Source organism: Corynebacterium frankenforstense, from assembly GCF_030211955.1.
In the GTDB taxonomy this organism is placed as follows: domain Bacteria; phylum Actinomycetota; class Actinomycetes; order Mycobacteriales; family Mycobacteriaceae; genus Corynebacterium; species Corynebacterium frankenforstense_A.
On sequence record NZ_JASODI010000011.1, the window covers coordinates 19,310 to 38,369 of the forward strand.

The window sequence follows — 19,060 nt, forward strand, 5'->3', positions numbered from 1 at the left end:
GGAGGAAGTGAGATGTTTGACTACCGGCAGGAAATGAAGTTGGCCCCTTATGTTACTTGGACGCAGATTGAGGATAGGGTGTATATATGCGGTGGGACGCGCGAAACATCCTTCGATATTGAAGAGTCCAAACCACTAATTGCAACCCTCCAATGGTTGCGATCTCGGGCCGGGGGTGCAATGTGGGGCGAAATATGTCAAGAGCTCTCCAGAAATTGTAAAGACAACAAGTTAGAAACTGTTGGTCTGGATTATTTGGCCAATCCGTATCTGTATATTTCTGATCGTGATTTTAAGGACCGATATGACAGGCCGAAACTGTATTACAATTACATGGGTGCAAATCCTGCGGTGGTGCAGTCTCGGCTGCAGTCAAGTAGTGTAATTATTTTGGGGTGTGGAGGTGTCGGGAGTATTGTGGCTGCTGGTCTGGCAGGAAGCGGAATAGGACATATCCATCTGATCGATGATGATGTTGTCGAACTTTCTAACTTGTCCAGGCAGATTCTCTATACAGAAGCGGATCTTGGCAAGTCTAAATGCGCCGTACTTGCTAGGCGACTGCGTAATATAAATTCTGAGATTACTGTCACAATGCAACGTACTGCTTTCGTCGTTGACGACGTGACGCTTGCCCATTTTGCAGGTGCGGATTTGATAATGCTAAGCGCCGATTCCTCCGCTGAACTGATTGGCCAGGTGATTCGGGCTGCGGCGAAAACTGGTGCCGCAGTAATTCAGGCGGGATACGTTAACGATATTCCAATTTGTGGCCCTCTGGTTGAGGTTGAAACGTCAAATAATTGGCAGCGATTCTTTTCGGCCCTGAATGAAGATGAGGGCGATGGAATTTCCGAGTGGGCTTATCAGGCGCCTTCACATGCGTGGACAAATTTTGTTTGTGCAGGACTTGTAATCGATGATGTCGTTGCATATCTTGGACGGTTCAAGTCTCCTATTTCTCTCGATTGTAGAGTTGGCCTGTATAAAGATGATTTAAAGTTTAATCTGCAGAGGGCTTGGTATGTTTAGGGGTACTTCTACCTCCGCTTTCTTGTTGGTGTGCGTGGCCAGCTTCGGCGCACTGCGGATGCTCGTCGGTGCGACGAGTGCGCTGTTCCTGCTTGATCAGGGGCTCGACCTGTCTCAGCTGGCTTACTTGAAGGCGATGCAGGCGGTGATCGTCGTGTTGCTGGAGGTGCCCCTGGGCTACCTCGCAGATTCGCTCGGGCGCCGCTGGGCGATCATCGGCGCTGTCGGTTTCGGGGCCGCATGGCTGCTCATGACGGGTCTGGCCCCCAGTCCTGGCTGGCTGTGGGGCGCCGAGGTGTGCAACGCCTTGTCGATCTGCCTGTCCACCGGGGCGATGACTGCGGAATTCCTGGACCGGCGCCTCGATGAAGAAAGCCATTTAGAGGGCGAGGGAGGCACGTCGCAGCAGGACGAGATGGGGCTACGCGACGGTGCACGGGAGGCAGGTGCGGACGCTGAGCCAGATCGTGCGCGGGAGGCGCTGGCGCTGCTCTCGCGTTGGGAGTTTTCCGCCTCGGCCCTGGCCGCCGGGCTCGGAGGACTGTTGTACCCGGCCTTCCCGCGCGGCACCTGGGTTGCCGCGGGTGTGGGCTGCCTGGGCATCGCGTGCGCCTATCTTGTCTACTCTCGCCACTTCCCGCCCCTCGGTTTTGGGGCCACGACGCGGGGGCCAGCGGATCCGGAGGCGCGAGGGCACGGCGGATCCGATCGCTGGCGCACGGTCTTCGGACTGCGCCGCAGGCTGCTCGGGTCGATCGCCGTGGCCGGGCTGCTCTACGCGGCCTTCCAGGTGGCGATCCAGTACTGGCAGGTCTCCGTCACCGAGGTGTTCCCGGAAAGCTTCGCGGACCACAGCCTGGGGCCGGTGCTCGGAGGGCTCTTCGTAGCGATCCTGTGGGTGCAGTCCCGGGTGACGTCGCTGTCCCGCGTGGTTGCCGCCTCGCCGTCGGGCTACCTTCTGGCTGCCGGACTGCCGGCCACCGGGTGGCTCGTGGCTCAGGTAACGGGAAGTTTCCTGGTGCTGGCTGCTGCTCTATTGCTGTTCTTCTGGTGCTTCCGGGCTTGCGACGTCGCGGTCAGCGCAGCGATCAGCACTGCGGCCGGTGCCGGTCTGCGCGCGACGGCGCTGGCGGCCCGCTCGACGCTGGCGCGCATCCTGGCCGCTAGCCTGCTGCCCGCGGCCGGCGTGGCGGTGACTCGCTTCGACGGTTCCGTCGGCGCGGTCGTCGTTGTGCTCGCTGTGTGCCTTGCAGCGGGAACCGTGTTCGCAGTCAACGCCGCTCTCGCGCGGCGCGCGGAGTAGGCGCGGCGTCGGCAAGCGGGCCAAGAGGCGGAGCCGCCTTAACGCTCCGAGATCTACGCGGCCAGGGCGCGGTTGATCGAGGAGGTGATCGCCTTCATGGTGGCCTCCATGGTCGAGGGGTCGATGCCGATGCCCCAGGCCTGGGAGCCGTTGACCTCCGCGTATACGTAGCAGGCGGCCTCGGCGTCGTCGCCGGCGGTGCGGGCGTGCTGCTCGTACTTGATGTTCTCGAAGTCCACGCCCAGTTCCTCCAGCGCGTTGGCGTAGGCCGCGAAGGGGCCGTTGCCGGAGCCGGTGACCTCGTGGTCCCGGCCCTCGTAGGTCACCGAGGCGGTCACCTGCGTCGGCTCGCCGTCGGACTCCGGGGTGGTCACGCGGATCTGGTTCAGCGCCAGCGGGGTGTCGCGGTCCAGGTACTCCCCGGCGAAGATGTCCCACATGTTCTTGGAGTTGACCTCGCCGCCCTCGGAGTCGGTCACGGCCTGGATCACCTGCGAGAACTCGACCTGCAGCGGGCGCGGCAGGCGCATGCCGTGGTCGGTCTTCATGATGTAGGCCACGCCGCCCTTGCCGGACTGGGAGTTGACGCGGATGACGGCCTCGTAGTCGCGGCCGACGTCCTTCGGGTCGATCGGCAGGTAGGGCACCTCCCAGACGGCGTCGTGCAGCTGCTCCCAGGTGACCTCGGCGTTGGTCGCGCCCGGCACCACGGAGGAGGCCAGGGCGTCCATGCCCTTGTTGATGGCGTCCTGGTGCGAGCCGGAGAAGGCGGTGAAGACCAGGTCGCCGCCGTAGGGGTGGCGCTCGGGTACGCGCAGCTGGTTGCAGTACTCGACGGTGGCGCGCACGCGCGGCAGGTCGGAGAAGTCGATCTGCGGGTCCACGCCCTGGGTCAGCATGTTCAGGCCCAGGGTGACCAGGTCGACGTTGCCGGTGCGCTCGCCGTTGCCGAACAGGCAGCCCTCGATGCGGTCGGCGCCGGCCAGGTAGCCCAGCTCGGCGGTGGCCACGCCGGTGCCGCGGTCGTTGTGCGGGTGCAGCGAGATGATGATCGAGTCGCGCCGGTTCAGGTTGCGGTCCATCCACTCGATGGAGTCGGCGTAGACGTTCGGGGTGATCATCTCGACGGTCGAGGGCAGGTTCAGGATGATCGGGTGCTCGGGGCTGGGGTCCATGACCTCGACCACCGCGTCGCAGACCTCCTTGGCGTAGGCGACCTCGGTGCCGGTGTAGGACTCCGGCGAGTACTCCCAGCGCCAGTTGGTGTCCGGGTAGTCGGCGGCGATGGACTTGATCAGCTCGGCGGCGTCGGTGGCCATCTTCTTGATGGCCTCCTTGTCTTTACAGAAGACGACGCGGCGCTGCAGGATCGACGTCGAGTTGTAGAAGTGCACGATGACGTTCTTCGCGCCCTCGCAGGCCTCGAAGGTGCGGCGGATCAGGTGCTCGCGCGCCTGCACCAGCACCTGGATGGAGACGTCGTCGGGGATCATGTCGTTCTCGATGATCTCGCGCACGAAGTCGTAGTCGGTCTGGGAGGCGGACGGGAAGCCGACCTCGATCTCCTTGTAGCCCATCTCGACCAGCAGCTCGAACATGCGGCGCTTGCGCTCGGGGCTCATCGGGTCGATCAACGCCTGGTTGCCGTCGCGCAGGTCGACGGCGCACCATACGGGCGCGTGCTCGATCTTGCGGTCCGGCCAGGTGCGGTCCGGCAGCGAGAAGTCCTCGACCTCCTCGGCGTAGGACAGGTAGCGCTTGACCGGCATCGACGAGCCGCGCTGCTTGTTCCACTTCGGCTGGCCCTCGTAGGGCTCGCCGTCCGGGGTGTGGATCTGGTTGGGGGCGGAGATGGTGTTCTGGGAGGGGGCCATGGTGTGCGTCCTTTTCTTCTTCGTGCTCGGTGCGTCGCTTCGGTCAGGTCGTGGTGCCTGCCTGGTGGTTCCCGTGCGGTGTCGGCGGCCTCGGACCGTTCCGTCGCTTGCCGACGCCCGCGTGGGGCGCCCTGGGCGGTTTCGTTGCGGTGGTCCGCGGGTGGCGGGGCGGCGACTGGGGGGGGCGGGTCTCCGGTGCCTCCGCCCGTCCCGCCTGTGGAGGGGGAGGGCTGGAGCTTCCGGGGTGTGTCTCCAGTGCCCACGGCCGGCATCACCGATCTCCGCGACGGGGTGCCGGCCGTGTGTGACCTGGGGTTAAAGCCCGCCGCGGCGAAGAAGGAGAAGAATGCTCGTCCGCTGCATGTGAGGCAGCATACAACACTCCGGGAGCTGTTGAGGCGCATACCCTCGTTCAGGTGGGAACGTGGGTCCGGATACAAAACCTTGGAAAAGACCTAAAAGAGATTGCATGCAGGCCGTGCCCTTGGATGAGCTCGCGGATGTACTTTGAGGTCAGGCCGGGAATTTCAGTTCGAGCCCGGGGGTGAGAGGAAACGTGGCTGACACGTCCAAGCACAGGAGCAACAACAACCGCAAGTGGGTCGTGCCTGCCGTGGCGGCTTCGGCGGCGATCTTCGCCTCGCTCGGGGTCGGCACCCTGGGCGCCTACACGGCGAGCATCACCAACGACGGCAACCAGGCCGGCGCCGGCTCCCTGGTCATGCAGGAGACCGGCCCGGGTGCCGACGGCCAGGAGGTCACCTGCACCTCCACCGACGGCGAGGGCAACGCCGCCAGCTGTACCTCCATCAACAAGTACGGCGGTGACATGGCCATGGTGCCCGGCGGTGAGAAGACCACCACCGTCACGATCTCCAACACCGGCACGGTACCGGCGAAGAGCTTCACACTGGCCGCGGGTGCCTGCAGCGCGGCCGGGAATACCGCGGACGCCTGCGGGGTGATGACCGTGAAGATCGCCGACGGCGGCAGCGAGATCTACTCGGGCACCGCCGCCGATCTGGCTACTCAGTCCTTCAACCTGACGGCGCCGGTGGACCCGGGTGCCGAGCGGCCGTTCACCGTGACGGTCGGGCTGCCGGAGTCGGTGGGCAACGACCTGCAGGGCGGCACCATCTTGCAGCCGCTGACCTGGACCTTCCAGGCCTGATGAACGTCGGGCGTGTCGCTGGGTAAGAAGTGGCTGGCCGCGCTCGCGGCGTTGGCGGCAGTGACGGTGCTCGCCGGCCTCGGCGTGGCGTGGGCCTTCGGCATGCGCTCCTTCGTCATGGAGACCCCCTCGATGGGCCGGGCCATCCCGGTCGGCTCGCTGGTGGTCACCGAGCCAGCGCGTCGCCGTGCTGGAACCGGGTGACGTGGTCACCGCCGAGATCAACGGCCAGGCGCGCACCCACCGGGTCATCGACTCCACCGACGACGCAGTGCGCACCCGCGGCGACCTGAGCGCGGCCGTCGACCCGCTGCCCCTGACCGACCAGGCGATGGTCGGCCGCGTGGTCTTCACCGCGACCGGGCTGGGCTGGGTGATCCGGGGGCTGCCGGTGATCCTGCTGGCCTGGCTGCTGTTCTGGGTGGTCACCCGGCGCGTCGAGGAGCCCGCGCAGCGCTCGCGCTACCGGCTGCTGGGCGTGTTCTGCGGGTTCGCGCTGGCGATCGTGCTGGTGCGCCCCCTGCTCGGCGTCGAGCTGCTGGGGCTTCGCGTCGACGGCCCCCAGGAGGCGGAGGCGCGCACGGTCTCGACCGGCATCCTGCCCGTCGAGGTCGACCCTGTCGGCGACGATCCGGCCGGCCCGGTGATGTTCCCGGTGGGTACGGACGTGGCCACCACGGCGCACGAGACAGTCGACGGGGAGTTCTCCTTCCAGCCGCGCCCGGCGCTGACCTGGCCCTGGTGACTCGGCCTGATCGGCCTGGGTCTCTCGCCGTTCCTGTGGTTCTACCTGCAGCACCGCTGGTTCCAGCGGGAGGCCGGGCAGCGGGACGCGCAGGACCGGGACCACGAGGAAGTGACGCACGCGGCGACCGTCGGGGAGGGCGGCAAGGCATGAGCAACACCGAGGAGGCACGCGGGGGCGCGCTGCGCAGGGCGCTGACCGGAGCGCTGCGGGGCGACCCGTGGGCGGTCGTCGGCGTGGTCGTGGCGGCGGTGCGCGTCGCCGTGGCCGTGCTCGGGGTCTCCGGGCGGCCGACGATGGGTGCGTTCACTGCGGAGGTGGAGAACACGGAGAACTTCGCCGGCTACCCCGACCTGCAGAGCTGCCTCGAGCACTTCACCAACATCGGACTCAAGGGCGGCGGCGCCTACTACATCGCCGCGACCAAGAGGGGCAACGGCGACAACTGGATCGACGACCTCTCCTACCCTCAGGAGATCGACCAGTTCCGGGAGGAGAACCCCTATCTGCCGGCGGGCACGGTCCTGAGACCGCGGACCGCGGGCATCTACAACCACCTCAACAAGGTACGCACGGCGCCGCCCGGTGATGAGCCGTGCCCGGCTGACATGGACTACCCCGGATCGCAGTGGGATCATGAGGGGGTGATCCTGAACAAGGAGTTCCACAGCATGGACAACTTCAAGGGGATCGGCTCCTACTCCGGGGTGATGTGGGTCAAACCGGACAGGGCGCCCGCGGCACTGTTCACCGTGCCCGGGGCGGGCGCGGTCAACTGGGACGGCTGGCCGACCTCCAGGATCTACGCCTCGGCGCACATCTTCCCGGACGGCACGCTGGCCTTCGGAGCCAGCGCGTCCCGCACGGGCGACAACCACAACACGCCCGTCCACCCCTGCGGGCCGTCATCCAGGGAAAGACGTCGATCGTGGACGGTAGGTGGCACCAGGTCGCCTTCGTGCTCGACCGTAATCCGGTCGACGAGCTCGGGAACAAGATCGCGGGCTCGCAGTTGCGCATCTACGTCGACGGCCGGCTCGACGGGGCGACCACCGTCTCCTACACGTTCCCGCAGCGCACCGCCAACTTCCGCTTCGGCTGTGACGCTGCTTTGTGGGGCGGCATCGGCGGCAACAACGGGGCCCAGTGCTTCACCGGCCGGATGGGACTCGTCGCCGCCTACCCGTTCGCGGTCACCGGAACGGGCCTCCAGGGCAGCTTCCGCCGCGACATCAAGTCGACGGCACCCCGGTCCGTGGAGGGCCTGGACATCTCCGAGGGCCTCAACGCGCTGGAGAGACTGGCGGAGCTGAATCTGCCCGAGGGCCGTAACGAGTCGGAGGAACTGGAGGCCCCGGAGAGCCTCGAGGGCACGGAGCCGGCGGAGACCCCGGGGCAGCCGGGTGCGCCGGGCGCCTCGGAGGGGCCGGCGGACACGGACGCGTCGGAGGAACCGGCGGAACGGTGAGCCCGCCGCCGCGACCCGGGACCTAGTTCTTGATGCTGCTGCGCGAGAGTGCCACGGTCGCGCAGATCATCGCGATCAGGGCGGCGCCCATGGACAGCCAGCCGAAGACGGAGTCGACCTGGAACTTCTCGTCGAGTACCAGGTAGCCGAGGGTGAAGGCCACGATCGGCTCGCCGATCGTCATCGCCGGCAGCGAGTTCTTCAGTGCGCCGGCGGAGAAGGAGTACTGCTGCACAGCCGTGCCGAGGGCGGCGCCGAAGATCAGCGCGTAGGTCTCCCAGCTGAGCAGCAGCACCGGGACGGTCGCATGCACGGCGATGTCGACCACCGCCTTGGACAGCACGGCGACGTAGCCGAAGATCGCGCCGGTGACCAGGCCCAGCAGCAGGGCCTTCTCCCCGCGGATCAGGCTGACCGCGGAGCGCGCGACCGCCGAGAGCACCACGGTGCCCACCGCGATCGAGATCAGCCACCGGTTCAGCGGCGGGTGGGGGTTGCCCGACTGCGGGTTGCCCAGCAGGACCAGCACGGCGACGGCGGCGGTGAGCAGCCCGGCCCACGCCATCTGGGACTTCGAGATCCGCCGGTTGTCGTAGCGGGCCGACAGCGGCAGTGTGAACATCAGGGACAGCACGAGGATCGGCTGCACCACCAGCAGGGTGCCGAAGCCGAGGGCGACGACCTGCAGCCCGTAGCCGATCAGCGCGGTTCCGGTGCCGGCCCACCACAGCGGCCGGGTGACCGCGGCCCACAGGGGCGAGCCCTTCAGCGAGCCGTCATCGGGGGCCGCTTCCGCGATGCGGTGGCGCACCACGGTGCCCCACGCGAGCGTCAGCGCCGAGGACAGCGCGAAGAAGATGGCCAGCGCCGTCGATAATGTCTCGTGCACCCCACACACCTTAATCGTCATCCCCGCCCGGCCCGGTCCGCCGCGACGCACCCGGGCACCGGATGTGTCCCGGATGAGTGTTTCGGGTGGTCCGGGCGGGGCACATGGTGCATCAGCGCACGTGGGCGCGGTAAGGTGACTTGTTGCCAGAAATCCCGCGCCCGGCCCGCCCGGGTTCGGGACCCGAGACCCGACCCAGACCGGAAAGGCGGCCGCACGATGGCGCTGGTTGTTCAGAAGTACGGCGGATCCTCACTGGAGAGCGCCGAGCGCATCCGCAACGTGGCGGAACGGATCGTGGCGACCAAGAAGAAGGGCTACGACGTCGTGGTCGTCTGCTCGGCGATGGGGGACACCACCGACGAGCTGCTCGACCTGGCGGCGTCGGTCTCCCCGGTGCCGCCCGGACGCGAGCTCGACATGCTGCTCACCGCGGGCGAGCGCATCTCCAACGCCCTGGTGGCCATGGCCATCGACTCCCTCGGTGCGGAGGCCCGCTCCTTCACCGGCTCGCAGGCCGGCGTGCTGACCACCGAGCGTCACGGTGACGCCCGCATTGTGGACGTCACCCCGGACCGCGTGCGCGAGGCCCTCGACGAGGGCAAGATCTGCCTGGTCGCCGGCTTCCAGGGCGTCAACAAGGACACCCGCGACGTGACCACGCTCGGCCGCGGCGGTTCGGACACCACCGCCGTCGCCCTGGCCGCGGCGCTTGACGCTGACGTCTGCGAGATCTATTCGGACGTCGACGGCGTCTACACCGCCGACCCACGCATCGTGCCCAACGCACAGAAGCTGAAGCAGATCTCCTTCGAGGAGATGCTCGAGCTGGCGGCCGTGGGCTCGAAGATTCTCGTGCTGCGCAGCGTCGAGTACGCCCGCGCCTGCAACGTGCCCATGCGCGTACGATCGTCATACAGCAACGACCCCGGCACCCTCGTTGCCGGTTCGATGGAGGATATCCCCGTGGAAGAAGCAGTCCTGACCGGCGTCGCCACCGACAAGTCCGAGGCCAAGATCACCGTGCTCGGCATCCCCGACACCCCCGGCAAGGCGGCCGACGTCTTCCGTGTCATCGCCGACGCCGAGATCAACATCGACATGGTGCTCCAGAACGTATCCTCGCTGGAGTCTGGCACCACCGACATCACCTTCACCTGCCCGCGCCACGACGGCCCGCGCGCCATGGAGCTGCTGCGCAAGCTGCGCGACAAGGGCGGCTGGAAGAACGTCCTCTACGACGACCAGATCGGCAAGGTCTCCCTGGTCGGCGCCGGCATGAAGTCCCATCCCGGGGTCACCGCCGAGTTCACCGAGGCCCTGCGCGACGCCGGGGTCAACATGGAGCTGATCTCCACCTCGGAGATCCGCATCTCCGTGCTTGTCCGTGAGGAGCAGCTCGACACGGCTGCCCGCGCCCTGCACGAGAAGTTCGGCCTCGGCGGCGACAAGGAGGCCACCGTCTACGCCGGCACCGGCCGCTAGCGCACAGGCCCGCGGGGCCGCGCCCCACGGGGTGCACCGGGCCTACGGGCGCGACCACTGCACACACACCACCTAAGGAGCACTGAACCAGCATGACCACCATCGCCGTCGTCGGCGCCACCGGCCAGGTCGGCCGCGTGATGCGCGACATCCTCGAGGAGCGCAACTTCCCGGCGGACAAGATCCGCTTCTTCGCCTCGAAGCGCTCGGCGGGCTCCACCCTCGAGTTCCGCGGTGAGGAGATCACCGTAGAGGACCTCGCCGAGGTCACCGAGGACTCCGTCCGCGACATCGACATCGCCCTCTTCTCCGCCGGCGGCTCGACCTCCAAGCAGTGGGCCCCGGTCTTCGCTGCCGCGGGCGCGACCGTCGTGGACAACTCCTCCGGTTGGCGCAAGGACCCCGAGGTCCCGCTCATCGTCTCCGAGGTCAACCCGCAGGAGGCCAAGAACGCGGTCAAGGGCATCATCGCCAACCCGAACTGCACGACGATGGCCGCCATGCCGGTGCTGAAGGTGCTGCACGACGCCGCGGGTCTGGTCTCGCTACGCGCCTCCTCCTACCAGGCGGTCTCCGGCTCCGGCCTCGCCGGCGTGGAGACCCTGGCCAAGCAGGTCGCTGAGATCGGCGACCGCAACGTCGAGCTCGCCCACGACGGCTCGGTGCTCAAGACCGACGACTTCGGCCCCTACGTCGCGCCGATCGCCTTCAACGCGCTGCCGATGGCCGGAAACTACGTCGACGACGGCTCGCTGGAGACCGACGAGGAGCAGAAGCTGCGCAACGAGTCGCGCAAGATCCTCGGCATCCCCGACCTGAAGGTCTCCGGCACCTGCGTGCGAGTCCCGGTCTTCACCGGCCACACCATGACGGTGCACGCGGAGTTCTCCCGCGCCATCGACCCGGAGGAGGCCAAGAAGCTCCTCGAGGGTGCCCCGGGCGTGCGCGTCGTCGACGTGCCGACCCCGCTGGAGGCCGCCGGCATCGACGACTGCCTGGTCGGCCGCATCCGCCAGGACCAGGCCGTCGACGACGGCAAGGGCCTCGTGCTCGTCGTCGTCGGTGACAACCTGCGCAAGGGCGCCGCGTTGAACACGATCCAGATCGCGGAGCTGTTGGTCTAGACCTCACGCTCCAGCCTGGCCGCATCCGGCCGCAACCGGCCGAAACGACAGGAGCCGCGGTCCGCCACCTCGACGGTGGGGACCGCGGCTCTAGTTGTGTGCGCCTAGTCCGGGTGTTTGACGGCCGTGGCGCGGCCCGAGCCGGAACCCGAACCGGAACCCGAGCCCGTCCCGGCCCCGGCCTCAGCTGCCTCCGAACCAGCGGCCTCCTCGCTCTCGGCTGCGGCGGCCTCGAGGGTGGCCTCCTTGTCCTCGGCGTCGAGCTCGGCCTCGACCTCCTCGGTGATCGCCTCGACCAGGGTCTCGTTGTCGGCGTGCGCGGCGCGGATCGCGCGGCGCAGGTGCTTCTCGTCGCGGCGGCCGAACTTCTTGTTCGGGTCCAGCTTGCGGCGCAGCAGGTTGCGCACGCGGTCGCGGCGCTTGGCCTCCTTGGAGATCCGCCCGCGTGAGCGGTACCAGGCGATCGCCAGGGTGAAGGAGAGCAGGATGCCCGCCCAGCCCAGCGTCGGGTAGACCACGCCGACCAGGTCGGAGAACGGCAGGAAGCCGAGCGCGAAGCCGATGAGCGTGCCCACGATGAACACCGGGCGGAAGCGCTCCGGCCGGTTGCGGGTGATGCGCTTGGCCATGGCGTAGAACATGCCGATGGCCGTGTTGAAGACCATCAGGTAGATCACGATGGACATGATGTTGCCCAGCCACGGGTGGATGTCGTCCACCACCGTGAGCATCGGCATGTCGTCGCCGGAGACGCTCTCGACGCTCAGGAACAGCGTCAGCGTCGAGCAAGCCAGCAGGATCGCGTAGGTGCTGCCGCCGACGAGCCCGCCCCAGCCGGCGGCGCGGGTGTCCGCGTTCGCGCCGGCGATGACGATCGCCATCGAGACCGCGACGATCAGACAGAATCCAACGTAGTTGAGCGCCGAGAGCCACCACCAGTCCATCGCCGGCTCCAGGTTGGCCCGGGCGAAGGCGTCGTGGGCTGCCATGTCCCAGTCGGCGGTGGCGAAGGTGTAGACGGTGGCGATCACGATGAACGTGATGCTCAGTGGGGTGATCGTGCCGATGACGGCGGAGACCTTGTTGACGTCGAGCATGCCCGCGCCGAGCACGAGCACGAGCATGATCGCCGTGCCCACCCACAGCGGCAGGTCGAATTTCTGGTTCAGGTTGGACCCGCCGCCGGCGAACATGACGAAGCCGACGCCGAAGAGGGTGGCCACGGTGGCGATGTCCAGGATCCACGCGAGGATCGGGTGGGTGACCTTGCTGAACACCACGGTGTGCTCGTCGGCGAGCAGGTAGCTGCCCAGCTGCATCATGGCCACCGAACCGACGACCATGATCACGGCGGCGATCGTCAGGCCCCACAGGCCCATCGAACCGAACGCCACGAAGTACTGGAGCATCTCCTGGCCGGACGCGAAACCGGCACCCACGATGAGTCCGACGAGCGCCATCGAAATGCCTAACACTCTCTTAAACATGTCTTCTAGTTAAGCACGATCCGACACTTTTGTGGTGCTATACCCCTATCCATGCATCCGTGGTATAGGCCACTTCAATTGCCGACGCCGCCTCCCACGCACGTGTCGACGCAGGTACGGCGGGGAACGGGTGGGCGAAGGCCGGCGCCCTCCGGGCGTCGGCCCACGCAGGCGGGTGCGGGGGCCGGAGAGGGTCAGCGCGGGGCGTCGTCAAGCAGGTCGCGGCGCGCGCGGGCGACGCGGGAGCGCACGGTGCCGATGCGCACGCCGGTGATGCGGGCGGTCTCCTCGTAGGAGTAGCCGAGCACCTGGGTGAGTACGAGGGCCTCGCGGCGCTCCTCGGGAAGCGCGTTGATGCGCTCACGCACGTCGAGCCACTCCGACCAGCTGGCGTCGGAGGCGCCCGGTGCCGGTCGGGTCTGCGCGGCGTCCTCGTACTCGGTGGCGGACTTGCGCGGGCGGGCCATGTCGTGGCGGATGTTGTCCACCCACACCCGCCGGGCGATGGCCAAGAGCCAGGTGCGCGCAGAGGAGTTTGCGGCGAAGCGGGGCAGTGCGCGCATGACGCGCAGGTAAGTCTCCTGGGTCAGGTCGTCGGCGGTGTCGGTGTCGCCGAGGTGTGTCAGTAGTCGCCAGACGTCGGACTGGGTGGCGCGGATGAACTCCGTGAGCGCGCGGCGGTCGCCCCGGCCGGCACGCAGCGCCAGGTCGGTGACGTGTGCGTCGTCGCTCTCGGAGTGGTGCCTCACAAAGGACAACGTTACCAGCGGCGTTGCCGGCCACTTCGCGGTGTGAGACGGTGCGCGGGGCGGGGTGCGCCGGGGTCCCGCCAGGGGTCCTCGCGGGGATGGGCACCCGGCGGCTAGCCGAAAGTTTGATCTTCCTTGCCTTACTGGCGAGGGTCCGCGGGCGTCGATAGAATCGGTAATGAGCTATTAATCACGGCCCAATACTAAAGGGAGGCTATCAGTCATGGCTCTTGAGAAGAACGCTTCGACCGAAGACATCGTCACCAACGGCATGTCGCCCAACGACGAGGGTGCGACCCGCCGCGAGAACGGCGCCCCGGTGCCCTCCGAGAACCTCTCGGTGACCGCTGGCCCGCAGGGCCCCACCGTCCTCAACGACATCCACCTCATCGAGAAGCTCTCGCACTTCAACCGCGAGCGCGTCCCGGAGCGCAACCCGCACGCCAAGGGCAACGGCGCCTTCGGTGAGCTGCACGTGACCGAGGACGTCTCGCAGTACACCAAGGCGGCGATCTTCCAGCCGGGCACCGTCACCCCGATGGCCGCCCGCTTCTCCACCGTCGCCGGCGAGCAGGGGTCCCCGGACACCTGGCGTGACGTGCACGGCTTCGCCCTGCGCTTCTACACCACCGAGGGCAACTACGACATCGTGGGCAACAACACCCCGACGTTCTTCCTGCGCGACGCGATCAAGTTCCCGGACTTCATCCACTCGCAGAAGCGCCTCGGCGGCTCCGGCCTGCGCGACGCCGACATGCAGTGGGACTTCTGGACCCGCACCCCGGAGTCCGCGCACCAGGTGACCTACCTGATGGGCGACCGCGGCACCCCGTCCTCGGAGCGCACCATGAACGGCTACGGCTCCCACACCTTCCAGTGGATCAACGCCGAGGGCACCCCGGTGTGGGTCAAGTATCACTTCATCTCCCAGCAGGGCGTCCACAACTTCACCGACGCCGAGGCCGAGGAGATGGTCGGCAAGAACGCCGACTACCTGCGCGAGGACCTCTACAACGCCATCGAGGCCGGCGACTTCCCGAAGTGGGACGTCTACGTGCAGATCATGCCGTTCGAGGACGCGGAGAACTACCGCTTCAACCCGTTCGACCTGACCAAGACCTGGTCCAAGAAGGACTACCCGCGCATCAAGGTCGGCTACTTCGAGCTGAACCGCAACCCGGAGAACTTCTTCGCCCAGATCGAGCAGCTGGCGCTGGACCCCTCCAACCTGGTGCCCGGCATCGGCCTGTCCCCGGACAAGATGCTGATGGGCCGCGTCTTCGCCTACGCCGACGCGCAGCGCTACCGCATCGGGCCGAACTACCGCATGCTGCCGGTCAACCAGTCCCGCGTGCCGCGTAACACCTACCAGCACGAGGGCCCGATGGCCTACAACTTCAACGAGACCTCCCACCCGTCCTACTCGCCGAACAGCTCCGCCATCCAGGCCGGCTACCTCGACGACGGTGAGACCTCCTCGTCGAACCACACCAGCTACGGCCAGGCCGAGGACGTCTACGTCAACCCAGACCCGCACGGCACGGACCTGATCCGCGCCGCCTACGTCAAGCACGAGGACGACGACGACTTCCTGCAGGCCGGCATCCTCTACCGCGAGGTGCTCGACGACGACGCCAAGGAGCGTCTGGCCGACAACATCACCAACGCGATGGTCGGCGTGCGCCCCGAGACCGAGGAGCGCTGCTACTGGTACTGGAGCAGCGTCGACGAGAACCTGGGCAAGCGCGTCAAGGAGCTCTTCGCCGAGAAGAAGTAGCCTTCGGACGACACCGACTGTTTCCCGGTCGATCCCGGTCCCACTGAGGTGAGGACCTCTCCGGCCCCGACGGCGAGAACCGCCGCCGGGGCTCTTTCATGCCTGCGGCGCCCGCCCGCGGGGCGGCCGCAGGAGGCTTTCCGGGCGGCCGCGGGAGGCTTTCCGGGCGGGCCCGGTGGCCTCCGGCCCGCTGACCGGCGGGCCTGAAAGCCCGCGCGTCCGTGACTACGCTCGGGGCCGCACGGGGTCGAAGGGCCCCGCGGAAGTTAGCGCAGAACCACACATTCCTAAGACAAGGAGCAATCAACCATGGCAGAGAAGCTCTACTCCCAGACCGTCACCTCCACCGGCGCCGGCCGCGATGGCCACGTCAAGGGCGACGGCGGCATCGACTTCGACGTGACCGCCCCCAAGGGCGACGGCGTCAACCCCGAGTCCCTCCTGGCCGCCGCCTGGGCCGCCTGCTTCAACGGCGCCCTGCAGAAGACCATGGGTGAGGCCGGCGTGGACGTCGACAAGCACACCCCGACCGTCGACGCCGAGGTCACCCTCAACAGCGTCGAGAGCGGCTTCCGCCTCAGCGGCAAGATCACCGCCCGCTTCGCCGACGCCGGCGAGCTGGACAACGCCCAGGAGCTCGTCGACAAGGCCGACGCCTTCTGCCCGTTCTCCAAGGCGCTGCGCGGCGACATCGACATCGAGGCGGTCGCCGAGTAACACCGGCACCTGCGCGCCGGCCGCGCTGACCGGCAGGCGCCGGCGACCGGCACCTGCGCGCCCCGGGCGCGCAGCCGACGGAAAACCGCCCCGGTCCCCGCAATGGGGGACCGGGGCGGCGTCGTCAATCGGGGACGAATTCCACCTACTGCTTGGTCGAGACGTCCCGGTGGTCGACGCCGGCGCGCTCGTCCACGACGGTCACGCCGTAGATCGAGCGGCCGATGTAGTAGCTGCCCACGGCCGCGATCAGCCACAGCCCCGCGATCGCGATGACCGCGCGGACGAGGTCGTTCGCGTCGAGCTCGCCCAGGGAGGCGTCGTGGATGACCTTGGCCACCAGCAGGATCGGCAGGGCCACCGAGGTGGTCGGACCCAGCACGTTGACCCGTGTCAGGGCGTCGGGCGCGCGCCACAGGGCGACGGCCGTGGCCACCACCAGCAGGGTGGCCAGGACGACGAGGACGCTGACGATGATCTCAACGACGGACACGGCACATCACCTCCTGCCCCGCGAGATCATGCGGGACATCGACAGGGTGGGCAGGACACCACCGGCGAGGGCGGCGAGGATCGCGATCTCGTAGGCGATCGAGGTCTGGTTGACGAAGGTCCAGATGAAGAAGATCGCCAGCATGCTGTAGAAGATCATGTCCGCGAGCACCGCGCGGCTGAGCACGTCGCGGGTGACCAGGATGAGCACCAGCGCGGACAGCAGCGCGAGGGCGCAGACGACCCCGCAGACGAGGAGTACGACGGAAAACGCGCTCATCGGCGTCCGCCTCCTTTCCGGTTGTCGGCCCCGGACCCGGCGCGCGTCGCGCTCGCGCCGCGCGCGGCCGGGTACTCGTAGCGGGATTCGTCGAGGGTCTCGGTCGGGCCCTGGCCGGGCACGCCGTAATCGATGTCTTTGACGCGGGGGGCCATGCGGGCCTCCATGTCGGCCAGGCCCGCGACCACGTCGGCCGGATCCGAGCCGAAGACCGCCTGGACCAGCAGGGTGCGCGGCTCACCGGGGGAGGTGGGCTCGCGCAGACCCAGCGAGAGGGTCGCCGGGGTGACGGTGATCGAGGAGGTGAAGAAGAAGATCTCCCACGGCCCGGTCACGCGCAGCGGGTAGCGCACCACCACCGGGTCGAACCCGGAGCGGGGCTTGACCGCGGCGAGCGCCAGGGTGAAGCCGCTGACCAAAATCTCCTTGATCAGCCAGAGGGTGTAGCCGATGACATGCATGGTTTACCGTCCTCCCTGCAGATCGGTCATGTCCGGAACGCCCACCGGGTCCTCACCGAGGACCGCGGACTGGTAGGCGTCGACGTCCAGCAGCGCGCCGGTGGCGGTGCGCGTGGCGTCGATGAGCGGGCCGGCGAAGATGAACATGCCCACGGAGATGACCATGAGCACCACCGGCGGGGCGATCAGGCGGCCGCGCACGCGCAGATCCTCCGGGATGTCCTGCATCGGCCGACCCCAGAACACCTGGCGCCAGACGCGCAGCATGCTCAGCAGCGCGCCGAAGGAGGCCAGGATGACCGCGGCGATCGCGGCCCAGGCCCACCAGCTGCCGTCGCGGGCGATCTCGACGACGACGAAGACCTTGCCCCACAGGCCGGAGAACGGCGGGAAGCCGACCACCGAGTACGCGCCCGCGGCGAAGACCGCCGCGAGCAGCGGGTCGCGCCGCGCGATGCCGGAGACCTTGCGCAGCATGCCCGAGCCATAGGTCTCCTCGACCGCACCGGAGGAGAGCACCAGCGAACCGATGGTGACCATGTGGTGCAGCGCGTAGATCAGGCCGGCGGCCAGGGCGCGCTGCGGGTCATCGGTGGCGAAGGCCAGCATGACCAGGATGAACGGCATGCCGTTGACCATCTGGTAGGCCAGTACGCGCCGGATCGAGTTCTCGGCCAGGCCGGCGAAGCCGCCGATGAGCATGGAGACGATCATCACGACGACGATCAGGCCCTTCCAGCGGTCCTCGAGGTCGAAGACGACCACGAAGATGCGGTAGAGCATGTAGACGGCGACCTTGGTGTGCAGGCCGGAGAACAGCCCCATCACGGACGCCGAGCCACCCGGGTAGGTGCGCGGCAGCCAGGTGTGGACGGGGAAGACGCCGGCCTTGGTGGCGATCGCGAGGACCACCACGCCCATGGCCACCACCGCCGGGCCGTTGCCGGCCGCCACGCCGCGCAGCGCGGCGAGGTTGACGGAGCCGACGACGCCGTAGACGAAGCCGACGCCGATGACCAGCATCGTCGAGGCGGTCAGGTTGACCAGGACGAAGGTGCGCGCCGAGGCGATGCGCGACCACGTGCCCGTCATGGCGATCAGGCCGTAGGACGGCAGCAGCATCACCTCGATGAACACGAAGAAGTTGAACAGGTCCGCCGTGATCAGCGCGCCGTTGACGCCGGTGACCAGCATCAGGCTCAGCGCGGGGTAGTAGCGCGACCGGGTCTCACCGACGACGGTGGCGAACCAGTTGGCGCTGACGGCGACCAGCCCCGTGGCGATGATCATCACCGCGGAGAAGGCGTCGACGGCGAACGGGATCGCGATGCCGCCGGTGAACAGGCCCACGTTGTGGGCCAGCGGGCCGTTCGCCGCGGTGTGGGAGAACAGCGCGACGCCGGCGAGCACCCCGCAGGCGGGGACGACGATGTGCAGCAGGTCGCGGACCCACTTCCACGGCGCCATGACCGCCAGGGCGGAGGAGACGAGGGGCACCGCGACGAGCAGCGGCAGCAGGATGTCGGGTTGGTTCACCGGCGGGCCTCCTTCCAGATCGTGGTCTTGCGTTTGTCCGCCGCGAGCCGGGCGTGCTCGCCGCGGGCGTAGTCCTCGTCGGACTGCACGCCGCGGCCGAGCGTCGACAGGGGCGAGGGGTACGGGTCGGGGCCGCGCTCGTCGTCACCGGCGGCGACGCTGTCGCCGACCTCGGTGTCGTCGCTGCGGCCCAGGGAGGCCAGCGTGAGCATGATCGTCGCCGTGGCCATCGAGATGACGATGGCCGTCAGCACGAAGGCCTGCGGCAGCGGGTCCGCCGCGTCGGCGAGGTCCGCGCGGTCGGGGAAGGCTTCCCCGCGCCAGGCGCCCACACCGGCGGCGAGCAGCGTCAGGTTGCCCGCGTGCCCGATGAGCTGCATGCCCAGCACGAGACGCACCATGCCGCGCTGCTGGACCAGGTAGACCCCGCCGGCGACGAGGACGGCGATGGACAGTGCCATGAGCATCGG

At 67.8% G+C, this 19,060-nt stretch carries 19 protein-coding genes; 10 read left to right on the forward strand and 9 right to left on the reverse strand.

Going from position 1 to position 19,060, the window contains the following annotated elements:
* The first annotated feature begins 12 nt into the window (after nucleotides 1-12).
* Nucleotides 13-1,032 carry a HesA/MoeB/ThiF family protein gene (locus tag QP119_RS06945; protein WP_284774765.1) on the forward strand — a complete coding sequence of 340 codons (1,020 nt, stop codon included), beginning with the start codon at nucleotides 13-15 and terminating at the stop codon, nucleotides 1,030-1,032.
* 34 nt (nucleotides 1,033-1,066) lie between these two features.
* Nucleotides 1,067-2,335 carry a hypothetical protein gene (locus QP119_RS06950; protein ID WP_284774766.1) on the forward strand — a complete coding sequence of 423 codons (1,269 nt, stop codon included), beginning with the start codon at nucleotides 1,067-1,069 and terminating at the stop codon, nucleotides 2,333-2,335.
* 53 nt (nucleotides 2,336-2,388) lie between these two features.
* Here QP119_RS06950 and leuA read toward each other — a convergent pair whose 3' ends face one another.
* Entirely contained in the window at nucleotides 2,389-4,209 is a 1,821-nt protein-coding gene (gene leuA / locus QP119_RS06955) for a 2-isopropylmalate synthase (RefSeq protein WP_284774768.1), read from the reverse strand.
* A 556-nt stretch (nucleotides 4,210-4,765) separates the two neighbouring features.
* Between leuA and QP119_RS06960 the strand changes: the two genes are divergently transcribed.
* From QP119_RS06960 to QP119_RS06975, 4 genes are all read left to right on the forward strand, one after another.
* Entirely contained in the window at nucleotides 4,766-5,380 is a 615-nt protein-coding gene (locus tag QP119_RS06960; RefSeq protein ID WP_284774769.1) for a hypothetical protein, read from the forward strand.
* Nucleotides 5,381-5,392: 12 nt separating this feature from the next.
* Complete coding sequence (locus QP119_RS06965) at nucleotides 5,393-5,584, forward strand: hypothetical protein (protein WP_284774771.1); 192 nt, start codon at nucleotides 5,393-5,395, stop codon at nucleotides 5,582-5,584.
* The gene (locus QP119_RS06970; protein ID WP_284774772.1) at nucleotides 5,568-6,125 is read left to right on the forward strand and encodes a hypothetical protein; all 558 of its coding nucleotides are present in this window, start codon (nucleotides 5,568-5,570) and stop codon (nucleotides 6,123-6,125) included. Before QP119_RS06965 ends, QP119_RS06970 begins: the two co-directional genes overlap by 17 nt.
* A gap of 712 nt (nucleotides 6,126-6,837) precedes the next feature.
* Nucleotides 6,838-7,593, forward strand: coding sequence for a LamG-like jellyroll fold domain-containing protein (locus tag QP119_RS06975; protein ID WP_284774774.1), 756 nt, complete (start codon nucleotides 6,838-6,840; stop codon nucleotides 7,591-7,593).
* 22 nt (nucleotides 7,594-7,615) lie between these two features.
* Here QP119_RS06975 and QP119_RS06980 read toward each other — a convergent pair whose 3' ends face one another.
* A complete protein-coding gene (locus tag QP119_RS06980; RefSeq protein WP_284774776.1) occupies nucleotides 7,616-8,503 on the reverse strand; it encodes a DMT family transporter in 888 nt (295 codons plus the stop codon).
* A 198-nt stretch (nucleotides 8,504-8,701) separates the two neighbouring features.
* Between QP119_RS06980 and QP119_RS06985 the strand changes: the two genes are divergently transcribed.
* Both QP119_RS06985 and QP119_RS06990 read left to right on the forward strand, forming a co-directional pair.
* A complete protein-coding gene (locus QP119_RS06985; RefSeq protein WP_284774778.1) occupies nucleotides 8,702-9,967 on the forward strand; it encodes an aspartate kinase in 1,266 nt (421 codons plus the stop codon).
* Between the two features lie 92 nt (nucleotides 9,968-10,059).
* Complete coding sequence (locus QP119_RS06990; RefSeq protein WP_284774780.1) at nucleotides 10,060-11,091, forward strand: aspartate-semialdehyde dehydrogenase; 1,032 nt, start codon at nucleotides 10,060-10,062, stop codon at nucleotides 11,089-11,091.
* A gap of 104 nt (nucleotides 11,092-11,195) precedes the next feature.
* Here QP119_RS06990 and QP119_RS06995 read toward each other — a convergent pair whose 3' ends face one another.
* Nucleotides 11,196-12,551: a YkvI family membrane protein gene (locus QP119_RS06995; RefSeq protein ID WP_284774781.1), complete on the reverse strand. Its 1,356-nt coding sequence runs from the start codon at nucleotides 12,549-12,551 to the stop codon at nucleotides 11,196-11,198.
* A gap of 221 nt (nucleotides 12,552-12,772) precedes the next feature.
* Nucleotides 12,773-13,327 (reverse strand): RNA polymerase sigma factor, encoded by a 555-nt coding sequence (locus QP119_RS07000; protein WP_284774783.1) that lies wholly within the window; start codon nucleotides 13,325-13,327, stop codon nucleotides 12,773-12,775.
* A gap of 271 nt (nucleotides 13,328-13,598) precedes the next feature.
* Here QP119_RS07000 and QP119_RS07005 point away from each other — a divergent pair, with 271 nt between their 5' ends.
* Together QP119_RS07005 and QP119_RS07010 are read left to right on the forward strand one after the other, a co-directional pair.
* The gene (locus QP119_RS07005) at nucleotides 13,599-15,104 is read left to right on the forward strand and encodes a catalase (protein ID WP_284774872.1); all 1,506 of its coding nucleotides are present in this window, start codon (nucleotides 13,599-13,601) and stop codon (nucleotides 15,102-15,104) included.
* A gap of 309 nt (nucleotides 15,105-15,413) precedes the next feature.
* The gene (locus tag QP119_RS07010; RefSeq protein ID WP_284774784.1) at nucleotides 15,414-15,821 is read left to right on the forward strand and encodes an Ohr family peroxiredoxin; all 408 of its coding nucleotides are present in this window, start codon (nucleotides 15,414-15,416) and stop codon (nucleotides 15,819-15,821) included.
* A gap of 145 nt (nucleotides 15,822-15,966) precedes the next feature.
* Here QP119_RS07010 and QP119_RS07015 read toward each other — a convergent pair whose 3' ends face one another.
* The 5 genes from QP119_RS07015 to QP119_RS07035 are packed head-to-tail and all read right to left on the reverse strand — an operon-like array spanning nucleotide 15,967 to nucleotide 19,057.
* Nucleotides 15,967-16,314, reverse strand: a complete 348-nt coding sequence (locus QP119_RS07015; protein ID WP_284774786.1) for a Na+/H+ antiporter subunit G — start codon at nucleotides 16,312-16,314, stop codon at nucleotides 15,967-15,969.
* A 6-nt stretch (nucleotides 16,315-16,320) separates the two neighbouring features.
* The gene (locus tag QP119_RS07020) at nucleotides 16,321-16,593 is read right to left on the reverse strand and encodes a cation:proton antiporter (RefSeq protein ID WP_284774788.1); all 273 of its coding nucleotides are present in this window, start codon (nucleotides 16,591-16,593) and stop codon (nucleotides 16,321-16,323) included.
* Nucleotides 16,590-17,054 carry a monovalent cation/H+ antiporter subunit E gene (locus QP119_RS07025; protein WP_284774790.1) on the reverse strand — a complete coding sequence of 155 codons (465 nt, stop codon included), beginning with the start codon at nucleotides 17,052-17,054 and terminating at the stop codon, nucleotides 16,590-16,592. The genes QP119_RS07020 and QP119_RS07025 overlap by 4 nt, the downstream gene beginning before the upstream one ends.
* Before the next feature lie 3 nt (nucleotides 17,055-17,057).
* Nucleotides 17,058-18,590: a monovalent cation/H+ antiporter subunit D family protein gene (locus QP119_RS07030; protein ID WP_284774792.1), complete on the reverse strand. Its 1,533-nt coding sequence runs from the start codon at nucleotides 18,588-18,590 to the stop codon at nucleotides 17,058-17,060.
* Nucleotides 18,587-19,057 (reverse strand): cation:proton antiporter subunit C, encoded by a 471-nt coding sequence (locus tag QP119_RS07035; protein ID WP_284774794.1) that lies wholly within the window; start codon nucleotides 19,055-19,057, stop codon nucleotides 18,587-18,589. Before QP119_RS07035 ends, QP119_RS07030 begins: the two co-directional genes overlap by 4 nt.
* Nucleotides 19,058-19,060: the final 3 nt, after the last annotated feature.